The 18,640-nt window shown below is 41.1% G+C and carries 18 protein-coding genes; all 18 read left to right on the forward strand.

The window, feature by feature from the left end; translation table 11 throughout:
* The first annotated feature begins 27 nt into the window (after positions 1-27).
* The 18 genes from NST13_RS00785 to fliH all read left to right on the forward strand — a co-directional run bounded on the left by NST13_RS00785 (position 28) and on the right by fliH (position 18,639).
* Positions 28-807: a ribonuclease HII gene (locus NST13_RS00785; RefSeq protein ID WP_342581147.1), complete on the forward strand. Its 780-nt coding sequence runs from the start codon at positions 28-30 to the stop codon at positions 805-807.
* Complete coding sequence (locus NST13_RS00790) at positions 804-2,651, forward strand: hypothetical protein (protein ID WP_342581148.1); 1,848 nt, start codon at positions 804-806, stop codon at positions 2,649-2,651. The genes NST13_RS00785 and NST13_RS00790 overlap by 4 nt, the downstream gene beginning before the upstream one ends.
* The gene (locus NST13_RS00795; RefSeq protein ID WP_342469887.1) at positions 2,648-2,920 is read left to right on the forward strand and encodes an EscU/YscU/HrcU family type III secretion system export apparatus switch protein; all 273 of its coding nucleotides are present in this window, start codon (positions 2,648-2,650) and stop codon (positions 2,918-2,920) included. Before NST13_RS00790 ends, NST13_RS00795 begins: the two co-directional genes overlap by 4 nt.
* Positions 2,921-3,095: 175 nt before the next feature.
* A complete protein-coding gene (sucC, locus tag NST13_RS00800) occupies positions 3,096-4,256 on the forward strand; it encodes an ADP-forming succinate--CoA ligase subunit beta (RefSeq protein WP_342469886.1) in 1,161 nt (386 codons plus the stop codon).
* 16 nt (positions 4,257-4,272) lie between these two features.
* Positions 4,273-5,175 carry a succinate--CoA ligase subunit alpha gene (gene sucD, locus NST13_RS00805; protein ID WP_342581149.1) on the forward strand — a complete coding sequence of 301 codons (903 nt, stop codon included), beginning with the start codon at positions 4,273-4,275 and terminating at the stop codon, positions 5,173-5,175.
* 101 nt (positions 5,176-5,276) lie between these two features.
* Complete coding sequence (dprA, locus tag NST13_RS00810) at positions 5,277-6,158, forward strand: DNA-processing protein DprA (RefSeq protein ID WP_342581150.1); 882 nt, start codon at positions 5,277-5,279, stop codon at positions 6,156-6,158.
* 106 nt (positions 6,159-6,264) lie between these two features.
* Positions 6,265-8,340 (forward strand): type I DNA topoisomerase, encoded by a 2,076-nt coding sequence (topA, locus tag NST13_RS00815; protein WP_342581151.1) that lies wholly within the window; start codon positions 6,265-6,267, stop codon positions 8,338-8,340.
* A 21-nt stretch (positions 8,341-8,361) separates the two neighbouring features.
* Positions 8,362-9,675 (forward strand): FADH(2)-oxidizing methylenetetrahydrofolate--tRNA-(uracil(54)-C(5))-methyltransferase TrmFO, encoded by a 1,314-nt coding sequence (gene trmFO, locus NST13_RS00820; protein ID WP_342581152.1) that lies wholly within the window; start codon positions 8,362-8,364, stop codon positions 9,673-9,675.
* A gap of 264 nt (positions 9,676-9,939) precedes the next feature.
* Entirely contained in the window at positions 9,940-10,824 is an 885-nt protein-coding gene (xerC, locus tag NST13_RS00825) for a tyrosine recombinase XerC (RefSeq protein ID WP_342581804.1), read from the forward strand.
* 25 nt (positions 10,825-10,849) lie between these two features.
* Entirely contained in the window at positions 10,850-11,386 is a 537-nt protein-coding gene (gene hslV, locus NST13_RS00830) for an ATP-dependent protease subunit HslV (RefSeq protein WP_342581805.1), read from the forward strand.
* Entirely contained in the window at positions 11,386-12,774 is a 1,389-nt protein-coding gene (gene hslU, locus NST13_RS00835) for an ATP-dependent protease ATPase subunit HslU (RefSeq protein ID WP_342581153.1), read from the forward strand. The genes hslV and hslU overlap by 1 nt, the downstream gene beginning before the upstream one ends.
* 66 nt (positions 12,775-12,840) lie before the next feature.
* A complete protein-coding gene (gene codY / locus NST13_RS00840) occupies positions 12,841-13,620 on the forward strand; it encodes a GTP-sensing pleiotropic transcriptional regulator CodY (RefSeq protein WP_342469880.1) in 780 nt (259 codons plus the stop codon).
* A 367-nt stretch (positions 13,621-13,987) separates the two neighbouring features.
* On the forward strand, positions 13,988-14,380 hold the full coding sequence (gene flgB / locus NST13_RS00845; protein ID WP_342581154.1) for a flagellar basal body rod protein FlgB: 393 nt from the start codon (positions 13,988-13,990) through the stop codon (positions 14,378-14,380).
* Positions 14,381-14,382: 2 nt separating this feature from the next.
* Positions 14,383-14,838, forward strand: coding sequence for a flagellar basal body rod protein FlgC (gene flgC, locus NST13_RS00850; protein WP_342581155.1), 456 nt, complete (start codon positions 14,383-14,385; stop codon positions 14,836-14,838).
* Between the two features lie 22 nt (positions 14,839-14,860).
* A complete protein-coding gene (fliE, locus tag NST13_RS00855) occupies positions 14,861-15,172 on the forward strand; it encodes a flagellar hook-basal body complex protein FliE (RefSeq protein ID WP_342581156.1) in 312 nt (103 codons plus the stop codon).
* 60 nt (positions 15,173-15,232) lie between these two features.
* Positions 15,233-16,825 carry a flagellar basal-body MS-ring/collar protein FliF gene (fliF, locus tag NST13_RS00860; RefSeq protein ID WP_342581157.1) on the forward strand — a complete coding sequence of 531 codons (1,593 nt, stop codon included), beginning with the start codon at positions 15,233-15,235 and terminating at the stop codon, positions 16,823-16,825.
* Positions 16,826-16,844: 19 nt separating this feature from the next.
* On the forward strand, positions 16,845-17,858 hold the full coding sequence (gene fliG, locus NST13_RS00865) for a flagellar motor switch protein FliG (protein WP_342469875.1): 1,014 nt from the start codon (positions 16,845-16,847) through the stop codon (positions 17,856-17,858).
* Positions 17,842-18,639: a flagellar assembly protein FliH gene (gene fliH / locus NST13_RS00870; protein ID WP_342469874.1), complete on the forward strand. Its 798-nt coding sequence runs from the start codon at positions 17,842-17,844 to the stop codon at positions 18,637-18,639. Before fliG ends, fliH begins: the two co-directional genes overlap by 17 nt.
* The last annotated feature ends 1 nt before the right edge of the window (position 18,640 follow it).

The raw sequence follows: 18,640 nt of genomic DNA on the forward strand, positions 1-18,640 counted from the left end.
GAAAAATAGGAGAAAGAATGGTTTACTATGGATACAATCAAAGAAATTATAGAAGCATTAAAAAACGCGACAAGTTATGAACCTTGGATGCAGGAACTGGAAAATGACGGGCGGGCAAGCGTTCAAAAGGCGTTATCGCAATTTAAAAAGAGAATGGAAAAGCAGGAAAAATTGTTCCAACAATATAAGGAAAAACAAGCCTTCGATGCAAGTTTTCTCCCCTTTGAAGGGGCTTTTTTGGCCGGAGTGGATGAAGCAGGGAGAGGCCCTCTTGCCGGACCGGTCGTGACTTGCGCTGTCATTTTGCCCTATGATTGTCCGGAACTGGTTGGGGTAAATGATTCGAAACAACTTTCCAAAAAGAAACGGGCGGAATTTGCTGAAATCATCAAAAAGCATGCCATCGATTATTCGATTCATTTTCAAAGTGCGGATGTCATTGATGAAATCAATATATTGGAAGCGACAAAACAATCGATGAAAACATGCATTGAGAATTTGAAAATCCGGCCGGATTATTGCATTGTCGATGCGGTCTCCATTCCGATCGATATCCCGCAAAAAGGAATTATAAAAGGCGATGCCAAAAGCCTTGCGATTGGTGCGGCATCCATTTTAGCCAAACACGAACGGGATTTATATATGGAAGAACTACATAAACAATTTCCTCAATATGGATTTGACCAAAATGCCGGTTACGGTACAAAACAGCATTTGGAAGCGATTGAACGATTTGGACCGACCATCCATCATCGTAAAACCTTTGAACCTATAAAATCCATGCTGGAGAAGAAGGTGAAGCTATGACCATTCCTTCCTTTCAACCGATTCAAAATCAACAGATGGCCATTCAGAAAGGTCCTTTGGTGTTAAAACAGGGCCAGGTTTTTTATGGCAGCGTGAAACAATTATATCCAAATCAAACGGCGGAAATCCAAATCGGGGAGCACCGTCTCGTAGCCAAGCTGGAAACGCCTTTGAAGGTGGGAGATTCGCATTTTTTTCAAGTGACGGGCATAAACCCACAGGCGGAGCTGAAAGTGGTTTCAGGGCCGATGGTGAAGGAATCTGCGAATGTACAACAGTTGATGGAATCATTGAATTTGCCAAAGAGCCAAGAAATGCAGCAATTGTTGACCCATTTCATAAAAAATCAGCTGCCGATTTCAAGGGAACAGTTGATGCAAGCGGAAAGCTGGCTGAAAAGTTTGCCGGATGGCGCATCGAAACAGGAAGCATTATCGGCCCTGCAAAAATTGGTGGAATTGAAATTGCCTTTTACTGAAGAAACGTTTAAAGCTTTATTGTTCGGTTCAAAAACAAGCGGCATAACCAATAACCTTGAACAATTTGCCCAATTGCTTGATCGTAGTAGCAATGTAAATCCCCAGGCAAAGGAGAATTTATTGAATGCCATCCGGTCCATCGCAAAACCTTTGGAAACGGAAACGGCAGGACTTGTGATTGCCCGCTCCGTCCGGACGCTTCTTGATGGCGCGGCACAGTCAACCATAAAGCAAAATGCCTTAAACATATTAATAGAGGCCAATATTTTGCCAAAGGAGGCCAATCTCAGCAATTGGTTGAACCAGTTGACCGTTTCTTCCAAAAATGACACAGCAGGAAGCATGATAGGGCGATTACAATCCGGCACTGAAGAGACAGTTGCCCAAAGGATTCAACAAATAGCCGGCTGGGTTGAAAATGAACATAACCTGACGGCCCAACAAAAAAATGCCATCCTCCAAACATTGAAATCTTTCGATGGAACAAACGGGGAACAATTGGGAAAACAACTTCATGCACAGCTGTTGGAAGCTTATTCGGAACAAACAGTGAATGGCCTATTTGCAAAAGGCGATGGAATTTCCCCGAAAGAGCAATTATTGTCCCTTTTGAAACATGAGTTTGCTTCGAATCCGGAAGCGGAATTAAAAAATTTGGCAAGAACTTTTCAAAGTTCAAATGAACCGGCAACCAATGCCTTGTTTGCCGAATCGGAAGAGTTGCTGCTTTCAAAATTGAATGGTAAAGGAATGCAACAAGCGATCCAATCGATATTGAAAAACCTTGGATTGAGTTACGAATCCGCTTTGAACAAAACTGGCGACGTCGAATCCATTGTACAATCTTTAAAACCGCAAGTGTTATCTTTCATCCGAAATGAAAGCGTACCGGCGGAATTAAAAAATGCGGCAGAAATGCTTCTTGCCCGGTTGAACGGCATGCAACTTTTATCCGGTGAAGCAGGCCATCAGCATCAAATCATTATGCAAATCCCATTGCAATTTTTAGGAAAACAGGTGGATGCGACGGTTCAATGGAACGGAAGAATGAAGAAAGATGGGAAAATCGACTCCAATTATGCGCGGATTTTATTTTATCTAAATATGGAAGCGTTGAAAGAAACGGTCATTGACATGCAAGTGCAGAACCGTATCGTAACGGTTTATGTTTACAACGAACATGAAGGATTGGAACCGCTTGCCGAGCCGTTGAAGAAATCGTTAAAAGCCGGGTTGGAAGAAAAGAACTATCATTTGTCCGGTGTGATGATCAAACCTTTCTCCAAGAGGGAAAATGTAACTAAAAAGGTGGAGAAAACAGGTGACAACGGCGCTTCTCATAAAGGAGTGGATATTCGCATATGAAGGAAAAAAGAAAAGAAGCCGTCGCTCTTTTATATAATCCTGAAGAAAATAGTCCAAAAGTTGTTGCTAAAGGAAAAGGGAAAATTGCGGAAAATATTCTTCAAAAAGCGGAGGAACATAACGTTCCTGTCTATGAAGATCCAAATCTGGTGGAATTATTGGGACAGCTGGAATTAAACGAATCCATCCCTCCGGATTTATATGAAGCCGTAGCGGAAGTATTCGCTTTTATTTATCAGTTGGATAGAAAATTTCATTCAAATGGTTGACAAGATTATAGCAATATTGTAAAAGTAAAAGGGTGTTATATGCGCAAAGTAGAAAAAATAAGTCGAATTCTAGCAAAAATCGACAAAAAATAAGAACATAGACATTGCGCTGGCATTTGATTAAAATAATAATAGTCAGAAAATTTTCCGATATTGTTGAATTGGAGGATGGCAAATGAATATCCATGAGTATCAGGGGAAGGAAATACTTAGAAACTATGGAGTTGCAGTTCCAAATGGCAGAGTTGCTTTTTCTCCGGAAGAGGCAGTGAAAGTGGCCAAAGAACTCGATTCAAATATTGTCGTTGTGAAAGCGCAAATCCATGCCGGTGGAAGAGGGAAAGCCGGTGGAGTAAAAGTGGCCAAAAATCTGGATGAGGTGCGCGCTTATGCAAAAGAATTGTTAGGGAAAAAATTGGTCACAAAACAAACAGGCCCTGAAGGTAAGGAAGTAAAGCGCCTTTATATTGAAGAAGGCTCCGAAATCAAGAAAGAATATTATTTGAGTTTCATATTGGACCGTTCCACTTCCCGAATCACTGTGATGGGTTCAGCTGAAGGCGGAATGGACATTGAAGAGGTGGCGGAAAAAACACCTGAAAAAATCTTCAGAGAAGTGATTGATCCGCTGACAGGTTTATTGCCGTTCCAGGCGAGAAGATTGGCAATTAATATGGAAATCCCTACAAAATTAATAAACCAAGCTGCCAAACTTATGATTGGTTTATATACAGCTTTTGTCGAAAAGGATGCTTCCATCCTTGAAATCAATCCGCTCGTGTTGACGGAAGATGATAAAATTATGGCGCTGGATGCGAAATTCAATTTTGATGCCAATGCACTTTATCGCCATCCTGAAATAGTCGAACTTCGTGATTTTGATGAAGAAGATCCAAAAGAAATCCAGGCATCCAAATATGATTTGAACTATGTTTCTCTTGATGGAAATATCGGCTGCCTCGTAAATGGTGCAGGTCTTGCGATGGCCACAATGGATACGATCAGCTATTATGGAGGCTCTCCAGCCAACTTCTTGGACGTTGGTGGCGGTGCAAACACCGAAAAAGTGACGGAAGCATTCAAAATCATCCTTTCTGATCCGAATGTAAAAGGAATTTTCGTGAATATTTTCGGTGGCATTATGAAATGTGATGTTATTGCCGAAGGGGTTGTTGCCGCAGCGAAGGAAGTAGGATTGAATGTGCCGCTTGTGGTACGTTTGGAAGGTACAAATGCCGCATTGGGCAAAGAGATATTGAATCAATCCGGTTTGAATATTGTGGGAACGAACTCATTGGCTGAAGGCGCACAAAAAATTATAGAACTTGTAAGGTAGAAAGGCTGGGGAGAAAATGGCGATTTACGTAAATAAAGATACAAAAGTCATTGTTCAAGGAATTACTGGTGACACTGCTTTATTCCATACGAAACAAATGCTCGAGTATGGTACGAAAATCGTTGCTGGTGTAACACCTGGAAAAGGCGGTCAGGTGATCGAAGGGGTTCCTGTCTTCAATACGGTGGCTGAAGCAAAAGCTGCGACAGGTGCCAATGCTTCTGTTATTTTTGTACCTGCTCCATTTGCCGCTGATGCAATCATGGAAGCGGTGGAAGCGGAATTGGAATTTACATGTTGTATCACGGAACATATTCCGGTTTTGGACATGGTCAAAGTCAAGCGTTACATGGAAGGGAAGAAAACCCGCCTTCTTGGGCCAAACTGTCCGGGACTTGTAACTGCCGAAGAATGTAAAATCGGCATTATGCCTGGATATATTTTGAAAAAAGGGCATGTAGGACTTGTGTCCCGCTCCGGTACATTGACATATGAAGCGGTACTTCAATTGACGGAAGCGGGAATCGGGCAGACAACAGCTGTCGGAATCGGTGGTGACCCGGTAAATGGGACAAACTTCCTGGATGTGTTAAAAGAGTTTAACGAAGATCCTGAAACATATGCCGTTGTGATGATTGGTGAAATCGGTGGTACGGCGGAAGAAGAAGCAGCCGCTTGGATCAAAGAAAATATGAAGAAACCGGTTGTCGGATTTATCGCCGGACAAACAGCACCTCCAGGGAAACGGATGGGACATGCCGGCGCAATCATATCCGGAGGCAAAGGCACTGCGAAAGAAAAAATCAAGGCGATGAATGATGCGGGAATTGAAGTTGCACCGACGCCTTCCGTTATCGGTGAAACATTGATTAAAGTTTTAAAAGAAAATGGGCTATACGAAAAATGTAAAACCCATTAAACTAAAAAGTGTAGCGCGGGATTGCGTTACACTTTTTCATTTCCATTCCATGAAAAAAGAGTGCGGTCACGCTTGACATAATATAATAAAGGAGTGGTATCATGGGCTCATTTTCATTAAACGAGCTGCTGGCACTCCACTATGTTTACCCGCTCACGTTAAACAAGTTAAACAGATTATTAAATGAAATTTCCTCCCTTGACACCCTGCATGATGTATCGCCTGCAACTTTGGAAACCATTCTCCATATTTCAACAGAAAATGCCAATAAAATCATATCGAATTATAAGAGATTATTAAAAAATAATTTGCCCGCTGCATATAATCATGAAGGAATACATGTTATTCCATATCCAGACCCGAATTATCCCCAATCTTTGTTTGCGTTGGTCGATCCCCCTGCCGTTCTGTATGGGAAAGGGGACATTACTTTATTAAAAAAACGGAAAATTGCCATCATCGGTTCAAGAATGGCGACAAACTATACACAAAAGGCGCTGGAGGCGATTGTTCCGCCATTGGTTGAAAAGGGTTTCATTATAGTCAGTGGATTGGCAAAGGGAGCTGATGCAATGGCCCATGAAGCGGCCATTCGATATGGCGGAAAAACAATCGGCATTTTGGGAAACGGTTTATTTCACATATATCCGAAACAAAATGAAAAATTGGCGTTGGAAATGGCCAAAAACCATTTATTGCTCACCGAATTTCCTCCCTATGTGGGCCCCAAAAAGTGGCATTTTCCTTTAAGAAATCGTATTATAAGTGGTATTAGCGAAGCCATTGTAGTGACAGAAGCCGCAAGAAAAAGCGGAACATTAATTACAACGGATCATGCGTTGGAACATGGGAAAGATGTCTTTGTCGTTCCAGGCCCCATTGATTCGAAACTTTCGGAAGGGACGAATCAATTGTTGAGGGAAGGGGCCATTCCGGTATGGAGCGGGCAACAAATTTTGGATGAATTAAATTTGTTTTTTTAGGTAAAATATTGAAAAAAAGTTGCAATATTATTCAATCTGTTATACATTTTGCAACAGGAATTTCTTTAATCATTTATCAAGGTGCCTCTAGTGAGGAGGAAGTTAGATGGCAGATTATTTAGTGATAGTGGAATCACCAGCAAAAGCGAAGACAATCGAACGATATTTAGGAAAAAAATATAAAGTGAAAGCATCCATTGGACATGTAATCGATCTTCCGAAAAGCCAAATGGGTATTGATACGGAAAATAATTATCAGCCCAAATATATAACCATTCGCGGAAAGGGACCGATCTTACAAGAATTGAAAACCGCCGCGAAAAAGGCGAAAAAAGTGTTTCTGGCAGCCGACCCTGACCGTGAGGGGGAAGCGATCGCCTATCATTTGGCTAAAGCTTTGAATATCGATACGGAAAGTGAATGCCGTGTTGTATTTAACGAGATTACAAAAGATGCGGTATTGGAGTCTTTTAAACATCCTCGTCCAATCAATAAACACCTTGTGGATGCGCAACAAGCCCGCCGGATATTGGACCGGCTTGTCGGTTATAATATAAGCCCCATTTTATGGAGAAAAGTGAAAAAAGGATTGTCAGCGGGGCGGGTGCAGTCTGTCGCATTGCGTCTTATCATCGACCGGGAAAATGAAATAAAAAATTTCGTACCTGAAGAATACTGGACGATTGAAGGATTATTTGAAAAGGATAAAAAGCAATTTGAAGCTTTTTATTACGGAGATGAAAAAGAAAAGCTGAAGCTGACAAACGAGGAACAGGTAGAAGAAATATTAAAGAAAATAAAAGGTGCCGAGTTTGAAGTTGTGAATGTAACGAAAAAGGAGAGAAAACGGAATCCGGCTCCAGCCTTTACAACTTCCTCCCTTCAACAAGAAGCTGCGAGAAAATTAAACTTTAGAGCCAAGAAAACAATGATGATTGCCCAGCAGCTCTATGAAGGAATCGACATCGGAAAACAGGAAGGAACAGTCGGTCTGATCACGTACATGCGTACGGATTCAACAAGGATTTCTGATGCTGCCAAAGCTGAAGCAATGCAATATATTTACGATAAATATGGTAAAGAGTATGTGGCTGGTGAAATTCAAAAGGTCAAAAAACAACCGGCTGCCCAAGACGCCCATGAAGCGATTCGTCCAACGAGCGTCATGAGAACCCCTGAGCAATTGAAAGATGTGTTGACCCGGGATCAATTAAGACTTTATCGTCTGATTTGGGATCGGTTTGTGGCCAGCCAAATGGCTCCTGCTGTATTGGATACCGTGACGGTGGAATTGAAAAATTCCGGCTGCATTTTCCGGGCAAACGGCTCGCAAGTGAAATTTTCCGGATTCATGAAAGTATATATTGAAGGAACGGACGACCAGACGGAAGAAACAACAAAAATGCTTCCGGATTTAAAAGTGGGAGACAAAATTAAATCTGTTGAAATCAATCCAAAACAGCATTTTACTCAGCCGCCTCCACGCTATACGGAAGCAAGACTTGTAAAAGAGCTGGAGGAACTTGGCATCGGAAGACCTTCCACTTATGCTCCTACGTTGGACGTCATTCAAAGGCGCGGCTATGTGCAACTGGATAATAAGCGTTTTATCCCGACGGAGCTGGGGGAAATCGTCCATTCATTGATGGTCGAGTTTTTCCCTGAGATCATCGACATTGAATTCACTGCAAAAATGGAAGCGGATCTGGATAAAATCGAGGAAGGAAAAACCGATTGGATCCAAATCATCGATCATTTTTATAAAGAATTTGAAAAACATGTGAAACATGCCGATGAAGCGATAGAAAAAATTGAAATCAAAGATGAACCTGCCGGTGAGAATTGTGAAAAATGCGGCGCGCCAATGGTATACAAGTTGGGCAAATACGGAAAATTCATGGCTTGCTCCAATTTTCCGGAATGCCGGAATACCAAAACGATCACCAAACCGATCGGCGTGAAATGTCCAAAATGTAAAACCGGGGAAATTGTGGAAAGAAAAAGCAAAACCAAGCGCGTTTTTTACGGTTGCGAAAAGTATCCGGAATGTGATTTCATGTCTTGGGATAAGCCGATCAGCAGACCTTGTCCGAAATGTAATTCATTATTGGTAGAGAAGAAAGTGAAAAAAGGCGTACAAGTACAATGCATCAATTGCGACTATGAAGAAACAACACAATGAAGTTAGGATGATGATAATACGATGACAGAACAGGTAGTAAACGTAATCGGAGCAGGACTCGCAGGAAGCGAAGCGGCTTGGCAGATCGCCAGCCGCGGCGTCAAAGTCAGATTATTTGAAATGAGGCCGGTGAAACAAACACCAGCCCACCATACCGATAAATTTGCGGAATTGGTTTGTTCCAACTCCTTGCGTGCGAACACATTGACAAATGCGGTTGGTGTTTTGAAAGAAGAAATGAGAATCTTGAATTCTTTGATCATCAAGGCTGCGGATTCCGCAAGCCTTCCAGCCGGGGGTGCACTGGCTGTGGACCGGCATGAGTTTTCAGGATTTGTAACTGAGCAATTAAAGAACCATCCGCTCGTGGAAATCGTCAATGAAGAGGTGACGGAAATTCCTGAAGGTATTACCGTTATTGCGACAGGTCCATTGACATCCGAAGCATTGGCGAAAAAAATCAAGGAATTGACAGGGCAAGAATATCTGTACTTTTACGATGCCGCTGCGCCAATCGTGGAGAAGGACAGCATCAATATGGATAAAGTGTATTTAAAGTCCCGGTATGATAAGGGAGAAGCCGCTTATTTAAACTGTCCGATGACAAAAGAAGAATTTGAACGGTTTTATGATGCGTTGGTGAACGCGGAAGTCGTTGAATTGAAAGAGTTTGAAAAAGAAATTTATTTTGAAGGGTGCATGCCGATCGAAGTAATGGCAAAACGTGGTCCAAAAACATTATTATTTGGCCCGTTGAAACCGGTGGGATTGGAAGACCCAAGAACAGGTGAACGTCCATATGCGGTTGTCCAACTCCGACAAGACAATGCGGCAGGAACATTATATAATATTGTAGGTTTTCAAACCCATTTAAAATGGGGGGCTCAAAAAGAGGTATTCCGACTAATCCCTGGTTTGGAAAATGTGGAAATTGTCCGTTACGGGGTCATGCATCGCAACACTTTCATCAATTCGCCAAAAGTATTGAAAAAAACGTACCAATTAAAAACCCGCCCGAATTTATTTTTTGCGGGGCAAATGACAGGGGTGGAAGGATATGTGGAATCTGCCGGAAGCGGACTTGTTGCCGGAATCAATGCGGCCCGTCTGGCATTGGGCAAAGAACCGGTAGAATTGCCTAAGGAAACGGCTTTGGGAAGTATGGCCCGCTATATTACGGAAGCCGATCCATCCAACTTCCAGCCAATGAATGTCAACTTCGGCATTTTCCTAGAACTTGGCGAACGGATCAAATCGAAGCAAGAAAGAGCTCTGAAGCACGCCGAACGCGCAATTGGCACAATTCGAAATTTTGTGAATTCTCAAACGATATAATTGATTTTGGCCTCTAAATGTTGCTATAATTTTTAGAGGCTATTATTATGTCCGAATGAAAAAAATGATGAATTATTAACAAATTGTGAAGATAAACTGATTTTTAACAATATTTACTCATTTTTTACTTGATATAATTCGTAGTTCGGTATACAGTCGTGAATGGATGTTTTCACTGTATGTGCAATCAGCGTTGGAATGACGAGAAATGTGCCGCTTTCTACGGTACTTCGAATAGAGGTGATCTGGTTGAATATTCAACCAATGCAAGCTCTCGACGAATTTCTCCGAGTAATTCAAGTGGAAAAAAATTTTTCTGTCCACACTGTAAAGGAATATGAACGGGACATTACCCAGTTCATCAACTTTTTGCACTCGGAGGGAATTGACAAATTTGACGAAGTGGAGTATTTTCATGCTCGGCTGTTTGTGACGAAGCTTTACGAAGAGAAACATTCCCGTGCAACAATTTCCAGAAAAATTTCTTCCATCCGAACCTTCTTCCGTTTTCTTAATCGGGATTACGGAATCGATGTTTCAGCTTTTCTATCTTTATATCATCCAAAAAAAGAAAAAATATTGCCCCATTTTTTTTATGAAGATGAACTTGAACAGCTTTTTGATGCAAATAAGGGCGATGATTTGAAATCCATTCGCAACATGGCTTTATTGGAATTGCTCTATGCAACAGGAATCCGTGTGAGTGAATGTATTTCCATTGAATTGGATGATGTCGATTTCCATTATTCCATACTCCGTGTGATGGGAAAGGGCCGAAAGGAAAGGATTGTCCCATTCGGGCAATATGCCCATGAAGCATTGTTAAGATATATCAATGAAGCAAGACCCCTTTTGATGAAAAATAAAAAACATAATCGATTGTTCGTCAATATGCGCGGCGACGAACTGACTGACCGGGGCGTCCGTTATATATTAAATGAAATGATCCGTCATGCGAGCATGCACGCAAAAATCTATCCGCATATGTTGCGCCATACGTTTGCGACGCATTTATTGAATAATGGAGCTGATTTACGGACAGTGCAAGAATTGCTTGGACATGAGAATTTGTCCACCACCCAAATTTATACCCATGTGACGAAGGAACACTTGCGAAGTACTTATATGAAGGCACATCCGAGAGCATAATGGTAAGGAGGGATAAAAATTGGAAATGCATGCTACTACGATTTTTGCCATTCACCATAAAGGCAGATGTGCAATGGCTGGAGATGGGCAAGTAACATTGGGAAATTCTGTTGTAATGAAACATACAGCGAAAAAAGTGAGAAGATTGTTTAACGGGCAAGTGTTGGCCGGGTTTGCCGGTTCCGTTGCCGATGCATTTACGTTGTTTGAAATGTTTGAGTCAAAATTGAACGAATATAGCGGAAATCTGCAACGGGCAGCGGTGGAAGTGGCAAAACAATGGCGCGGGGATAAAATACTCCGTCAATTGGAAGCCTTGTTGCTTGTCATGGACAAAAATACGCTGTTGCTCATTTCCGGAACCGGCGAAGTGATTGAACCGGACGATGGAATTCTCGCGATCGGTTCTGGAGGAAATTATGCTCTTGCTGCAGGAAGAGCATTAAAGCAACATGCGGGAGAACAGATGACAGCCGAAGAAATTGCAAAAGCTGCCTTAACAATTGCAGCCGATATTTGCGTATATACAAATCATCATATCATTGTGGAGGCGCTGGACTGATGACAACACTTACGCCAAGACAAATAGTTGAACAATTAAACCGATATATTGTGGGCCAAGATGCTGCGAAAAAAGCAGTAGCGATTGCATTAAGAAACAGATACAGAAGATCTCTCCTTAGCGATGAATTAAAAAGCGAAGTCATTCCAAAAAACATTTTGATGATTGGTCCTACAGGTGTGGGAAAAACGGAAATCGCCCGAAGAATCGCGAAGTTGACCAACGCTCCTTTTGTCAAAGTGGAAGCGACAAAGTTTACGGAAGTAGGCTATGTTGGAAGAGATGTGGAATCGATGGTTCGGGATCTCGTGGAAGCTTCCAGAAGACTCGTGAAAGAAGAAATGATGGAAAAAGTGAAGGATCAAGCGGAACAACAGGCAAATGAAGCATTGGTGAAATTGCTCGTTCCTTCGAAAGCGAAATCGAAAATGGCGCAAAACCCTTTCGAAATATTTTTTGGAGGCCAAAAAACAGAAAGTGCTTCAGATTCCCAGGATGAATCAGAAATCCGGATGAAACGTTCGAAAGTAAAAGAGGATTTACTGGCCGGCAAACTGGAAGATGAATGGGTGACGGTGGAAGTGACCGAACAAAACACCGCTTTTCTTGACATGATGATTCCGGGAATGCCGGAACTTGGTTCGAGTGGAATGCAAGATATGCTATCGAGCCTTGTTCCAAAGAAGACGAAAAAACGCCGCATGAAAGTGAAAGATGCCCGACGCGTATTGACGGTAGAAGAAGCGAACAAGTTGATCGATTCAGAAGAATTGGCCCAAGAAGCGATTAAACGTGCGGAACAATCGGGGATCATTTTCATTGATGAAATCGATAAAATCGCAAGCAGAGGCCAACATTCTTCCGCGGATGTTTCCCGGGAAGGCGTTCAAAGGGATATTTTACCGATTGTTGAAGGTTCTACGGTGCCAACGAAATATGGACCTGTAAAAACGGACTATATGCTCTTTATCGCTGCGGGAGCTTTTCATATGTCAAAACCTAGCGATTTAATCCCAGAATTGCAAGGACGTTTCCCGATTCGTGTGGAATTGGATAAGTTGACGAAAGAGGATTTTGTCCGAATTTTAAAAGAGCCGGATCAATCTCTCATATTGCAATATAAAGCTTTGCTTGAAACGGAAGGTGTTTCCATCGACTTTACCGATGATGCAATGGAGCGCATAGCAGAGATTGCCACGGAAGTGAATCAACAAACAGATAATATTGGTGCAAGAAGATTGCATACAATCATGGAGCGCTTACTTGAAGATTTATCTTATGAAGCTCCGGAAATCGCACCGACTCATGTACAAATCACCCGTTCGTATGTCGATCAAAAACTTGGAGAAATTTCTAAAAACAAAGATTTGTCTCAATTTATTCTATAACATGATATTTACTGAACCAATTTCTAGAATACCAATTGAATTATCTAACTCTAGGAGGATATTATTATGGATTTATTAACAAAAACTAGAAAAATCAATGCATTATTGCAAAAAACAGCAGGAAAACCTGTTAACTTCAAAGAGATGGCGGATACATTAGGCGATATCATTGATAGCAATGTTTTTATTGTAAGTCGCAAAGGAAAATTGTTGGGCATATCGATTCATCAAAAAATTGAAAATGAACGATTGAAAAAGATGTTGGAAGAACGTCAATTCCCGGAAGATTATACAAAAAGTCTTCAAGAAATCACTGAAACTTCTCCAAATATTGATATCAACAGCGAGTACACAATTTTCCCTGTGGAAAACCGCGATATTTTCAAAAATGGATTAACAACAATCGTACCGATCATCGGCGGCGGTGAACGTCTGGGTACTTTAATTTTGGGACGTTTGGAAGAACGGTTCGGAGATGACGATTTGATTTTAGCAGAATATGGTGCGACTGTTGTCGGAATGGAAATTTTACGTGAAAAAGCGGAAGAAATTGAAGAAGAAGCGCGCAGCAAAGCGGTTGTTCAAATGGCGATCAACTCCCTTTCTTATAGTGAATTGGAAGCAATCGAACATATTTTTGAAGAGCTTGATGGAAATGAAGGGTTGCTCGTTGCTTCAAAAATTGCCGACCGTGTAGGAATTACACGTTCAGTGATTGTCAATGCATTGCGCAAATTGGAATCTGCCGGTGTGATCGAATCAAGATCCCTTGGTATGAAAGGAACATATATTAAAGTATTAAACGATAAATTCTTAACAGCCTTGGCTGAAATCAAAATGAAATAAAATATTTGTTGAAACTTATAGGTTCATCAGTTTAAAAAGGTTTCATCACGGATGATTGATGGAACCTTTTTTCTTATATCAAAAATACTTGTAGGAAGTTGATTTGTCCTAAAAATAGAACTTTTTGATTATTATTTTTGGAGAAAAAAGTATTTTGGAAAAGAAAATAGGGACGGATGTTGTCGAATTAACAGTTTAGGTGTTGAAAGGTGTATTTTTTACAATTCCCTTTAAAAAAAATTGATTCGTAATGACTATGAAAAAGTACCAAAAGACGATGGACACTGGGAATTATCTTCTTTACAATTGATACTAGTATCGAGTAAGTATTTTGTAACCTTGTTACATTAGAAAAGGGGGGAACGGTATGAAATTGTTTGATGGAGCAATAAGTAATTTAGAGTATGGTCTTCAATACGCATCCTTGAAAAATAAGACTATTGCACATAATATTGCCAATGTCGATACTCCCAATTACAAGGCAAAAGATGTAAGCTTCAAAAAACTTTTGTCCGAAGAGAATCAAAAGCAAATTAGTGCTTACAAAACAGATGATAGACACTTTGATTTTGTCATCAAACAAACTGCTCCCGGAGTTTACAGTTATGAAAACTTCCAATATCGCCACAACGGCAACGGAGTGGATATAGATAAAGAAATGTCGGAGTTAGCGAAGAATACTATTTATTACAATGCGTTGATCGATCGAATTAACGGTAAATTCAACACACTTAATACGGTCATTAAAGGAGGGAAATAGAGATGTCGATTTTTTCTAGCATGAATACGACAACTTCCGCTTTAACGGCTCAACGTTTGCGTATGGACGTCATTTCTTCGAATATTGCTAATATTGATACAACTCGAGCCAAACAAGTGAATGGAGAGTGGGAGCCATACCGTCGCAAAACTGTTACTCTCTCAGCAAACGAAGGCAGATTTTCATCCTTTTTGAATAAAGCGATGGGAAAAACCAGCGATGTTGGCAATGGAGTAAAGGTCACAAAAATTGGTGAAGATAATGAAACACCGTTCAAACTTGTCTATGATCCAAGCCATCCAGATGCCAATGAAGACGGATATGTGGAAATGCCTAACGTGGATTTGTTGAAAGAGATGGTGGATTTGATCTCCGCTTCCCGTTCATATGAAGCGAATGTAACAGTTTTGAATGCCAACAAATCAATGTTAACGAAAGCACTGGAAATAGGAAAATAAGATGAAAAGGGGATGAATTGACGTGGCCATAAACGCTGCAACATTTACAACAGCAGTCCAATCTTTATCAAACAGAAAAGAAATTTCCAATAATCAAACGCCAATGGAAGCACAGAAAAGCTTCGCCAATACATTAAAAGAAGCAATCGACAAAGTAAACGATTATCAAGTTCAATCAGATACACTAACAAATAAGTTAATTCAAGGCGAAAATGTTGAATTGCATGAAGTGATGATAGCGGCTCAAAAGGCCAATATCACGTTGAATGCCACAGTTGAAATTCGCAATAAAGTGATTGAAGCATACCAGGAAATTATGCGAATGACTGTCTAATCTACGGTTACCGATGGAATATAAATTGTTAGTGTATTCACTAGTACCGGAGGATTTATAATGAATGATCGACTTAATAAAATAAAAACCGACACCGTTAACTTTTGGAAAAGTCGGACAAAACGGCAAAAAGGTGCATTGATTGGAACATTAATCGGGGTTATTGCAATAGCAGCAATTATTACATACTTCTCGACTCGAACAAACATGGTTCCGCTATTTACCGAGCTGTCAGCACAAGAAACGGGAGAAATTGCGGAAATTTTAAGTTCACAAGGTGTTACATATGAAATTGCCCCCGGAGGAACAAACATATTGGTGCCAGAAGATCAAGTGGATGACATAAAAGTATCTTTGGCATCACAAGGCTACCCTGAATCTGGTGATATCAGTACGACATTCTTCACCGAAAATGCCGGTTTTGGCATGACGGATAACGAATTTAATGTCATCAAACAGGCCGCCCTTGAAACCGAGCTTGAAAACCTCATAAAAAAAATTGACGGCATCAAAGATGCAAATGTAATGATTTCCATGCCGGAAAAAGGGGTATTCATCACTTCCGATTCCGGGGATCAAAGCGCTTCTGCAGCCGTAGTTATACATACTGAACCGGGTCATAAGTTTACCGACGAACAAATAAAAACATTATATAATCTCGTAGCAAAAAGTGTTCCAAATTTAAGCACCGACAATATCACTATTTCCAACCAGTATTCCGAATATTACGATTTAGCATCCGAATCATCAGGAGGTTCCATCGATTCCGTTGAAGGTCAAATGAACGTGAAGAAGACGATTGAACGGGATTTGGAACGTCAAGTACATAAAATGCTCGGAACCATGATGGGGCAAGATAAAGTGGTTGTATCTGTCACAACCGATATCGATTTCAAGAAAGAAAATCGTGAAGAAAAATTGGTTGAGCCGGTGGACGAAGAGAATTTGGCTGGTATCGAAATCAGTGCTCAACGTATTACAGAAACCTATTCCGGTATGGATGGAGCAACCGGAACACCGGAAATGGAAGATCCAACCGATAATGCGACAGGTTATCAAGAAGTGACAAATGGTAATGGCGACTACGAACGCATTGAAGAAACGATCAATAATGAAGTCAATCGCATTAACCGAGTTATCCAAGAAAGTCCATATAAAATTCGGGATATCGGTATCCAAGTCATGGTTGAACCACCTGTTCCAGAAGATCCAACCTCACTTTCAGATACTGTAGTTGATGATATAGAACAAATTTTGGCAACGATTGTCCGCACTTCAATCGATAAAGAAGCTGCTGGTGAATTGACTGATGAAGATATTGAAAACAAAATTGCAGTTTCAATTCAGCAGTTCTATGGCAATGATGAAACAAACATCGACGAGAAGCCAGTGATTCCTTGGTGGATTTGGGTTGTTGGCGGAATTATGGTTGCAGCGATTATTCTCCTGGTTGTATACATAATTCGTTCGAGAAGAAGCATTGAAGATGAAGAAGAGGAACTATTTGAGCAGCAGGAAGATATTCTTGTGGATGATATCACGCAAGAAAAAGAAACAGAATTTACAGTTCGACGGAAGCAACTGGAAAAAATGGCAAAAGAAAAACCGGAAGACTTTGCAAAATTGTTGCGGACCTGGATTGCTGAAGATTAACGGATAGGGGGTTCGACTATTGTCTAAGAAAGAGAGAAGGTTAACTGGGAAACAAAAAGCTGCACTGCTGTTAATTTCATTGGGGCCGGAAGTTTCCGCAAATGTTTACAAACATTTGTCGGAAGAAGAAATTGAACGGCTGACGTTGGAAATCTCGGCGGTGAAAAAAGTTGAACCTGAAGTGAAAGAACAAATCATTGAAGAGTTTCATAATATCGCTCTTGCTCAGGACTACATATCCCAAGGCGGTATCGGCTATGCAAAAACCATCTTGGAAAAGGCGTTAGGCCAAGAACAGGCGCAAAACATCATCAACCGGTTGACATCATCATTACAAGTAAGGCCTTTCGACTTTGCACGAAAAGCCGATCCATCTCAAATCTTAAACTTTATACAAAATGAGCATCCGCAAACCATTGCTCTCATTTTATCCTATTTGGAGCCGCAACAAGCAGGAGTCATTCTTTCATCTTTGCCGCAAGAGCTGCAAGCGGATATTGCAAGACGGATTGCCACAATGGAATCAACATCGCCGGAAGTCATCAGTGAAATTGAATCAGTATTGGAAAGGAAATTGTCATCCACTTTCACTCAAGATTATTCGGAAACCGGCGGTATCGATGCAGTGGTTGAAGTGTTGAACGGTGTGGACCGGCAAACGGAAAAAACGATACTGGACGCTTTGGAAATCCAGGATCCGGAATTGGCCGAAGAAATCAAAAAACGCATGTTTGTATTTGAAGATATTGTGACGCTTGACAATCGTTCCATTCAACGGGTTATTCGCGAATGCGATAACGAGGACTTGCTGCTTGCGATGAAGGTAAGCAGTGATGAAGTGAAAGAAATTCTATTCCGCAATATGTCTCAACGCATGGCGGAAACATTCAAAGAAGAGTTGGAGATTATGGGGCCTGTCCGCCTGCGGGACGTAGAGGAAGCACAAACGAGAATTGTTTCCATTATCCGCCGTTTAGAAGAAGCGGGAGAAATCATTATTGCCCGCGGTGGAGGAGATGACGTCATTGTCTAAGATCATCCGTTCGAGCGAAGCGATAAAAAAGATAAACGGAGCGGTTCAAATTGAAATTCGTGATTTGTTTTCAAGACAGTTTGACACCGAGCCGGATGCAGGTGAAAAGGAACAATCCATCTCACTGGAGGAAGTGTATCAAGAGCGTGAGCGGATTCTTGCGGAAGTGAATCAGGAGTTAAATGCAAAAAGGGAAGAATTTGAACAATATCGCCAGACAAAACTGGAGGAAATCGAAAAATTAAAACAGCAATGGCAGGAAGAAAAGCTTCTTCTCCAAAAGGAAGCATATGATGAGGGATTCCAACAGGGTTATGAAGAAGGTATGAAAAAAGCGATGGCAGATATGGAAGATTCCCTGAAACTTGCAAATGAAACCGTTGCTAATGCACGCATCAATGCAGAAAAATATCTCAAAGAGCAGGAACATGTTATTTTAGATTTAGCACTGAAATCAGCGGAAAAAATTATCGGCGCATCCCTTGAACAGGATGAAGATCTATTTCTTTCAATTGTCCGTCGCGGATTGAAAGAAGCCCGTGAAAGTAAAGAGATCAAACTCTATATTTCGCCTAAATACTACCAATTAATCACGGATAATCGGGATGAGTTGGCGGTGATGTTCCCACCGGATATTCCGTTTTTAATCTTTGTCAATGAAGAAATGGATGATACGGATGGTTATATTGAAACAAACCATGGGCGCATCGTTTTATCGATTGATGAACAATTAAAAGAATTGCGATTGAAGCTGAGCGAAATCTTGGAAGGTAGGGACTGAT

The organism is Ureibacillus sp. FSL W7-1570 (genome assembly GCF_038593265.1).
Classification (GTDB): Bacteria; Bacillota; Bacilli; order Bacillales_A; family Planococcaceae; genus Ureibacillus; species Ureibacillus suwonensis.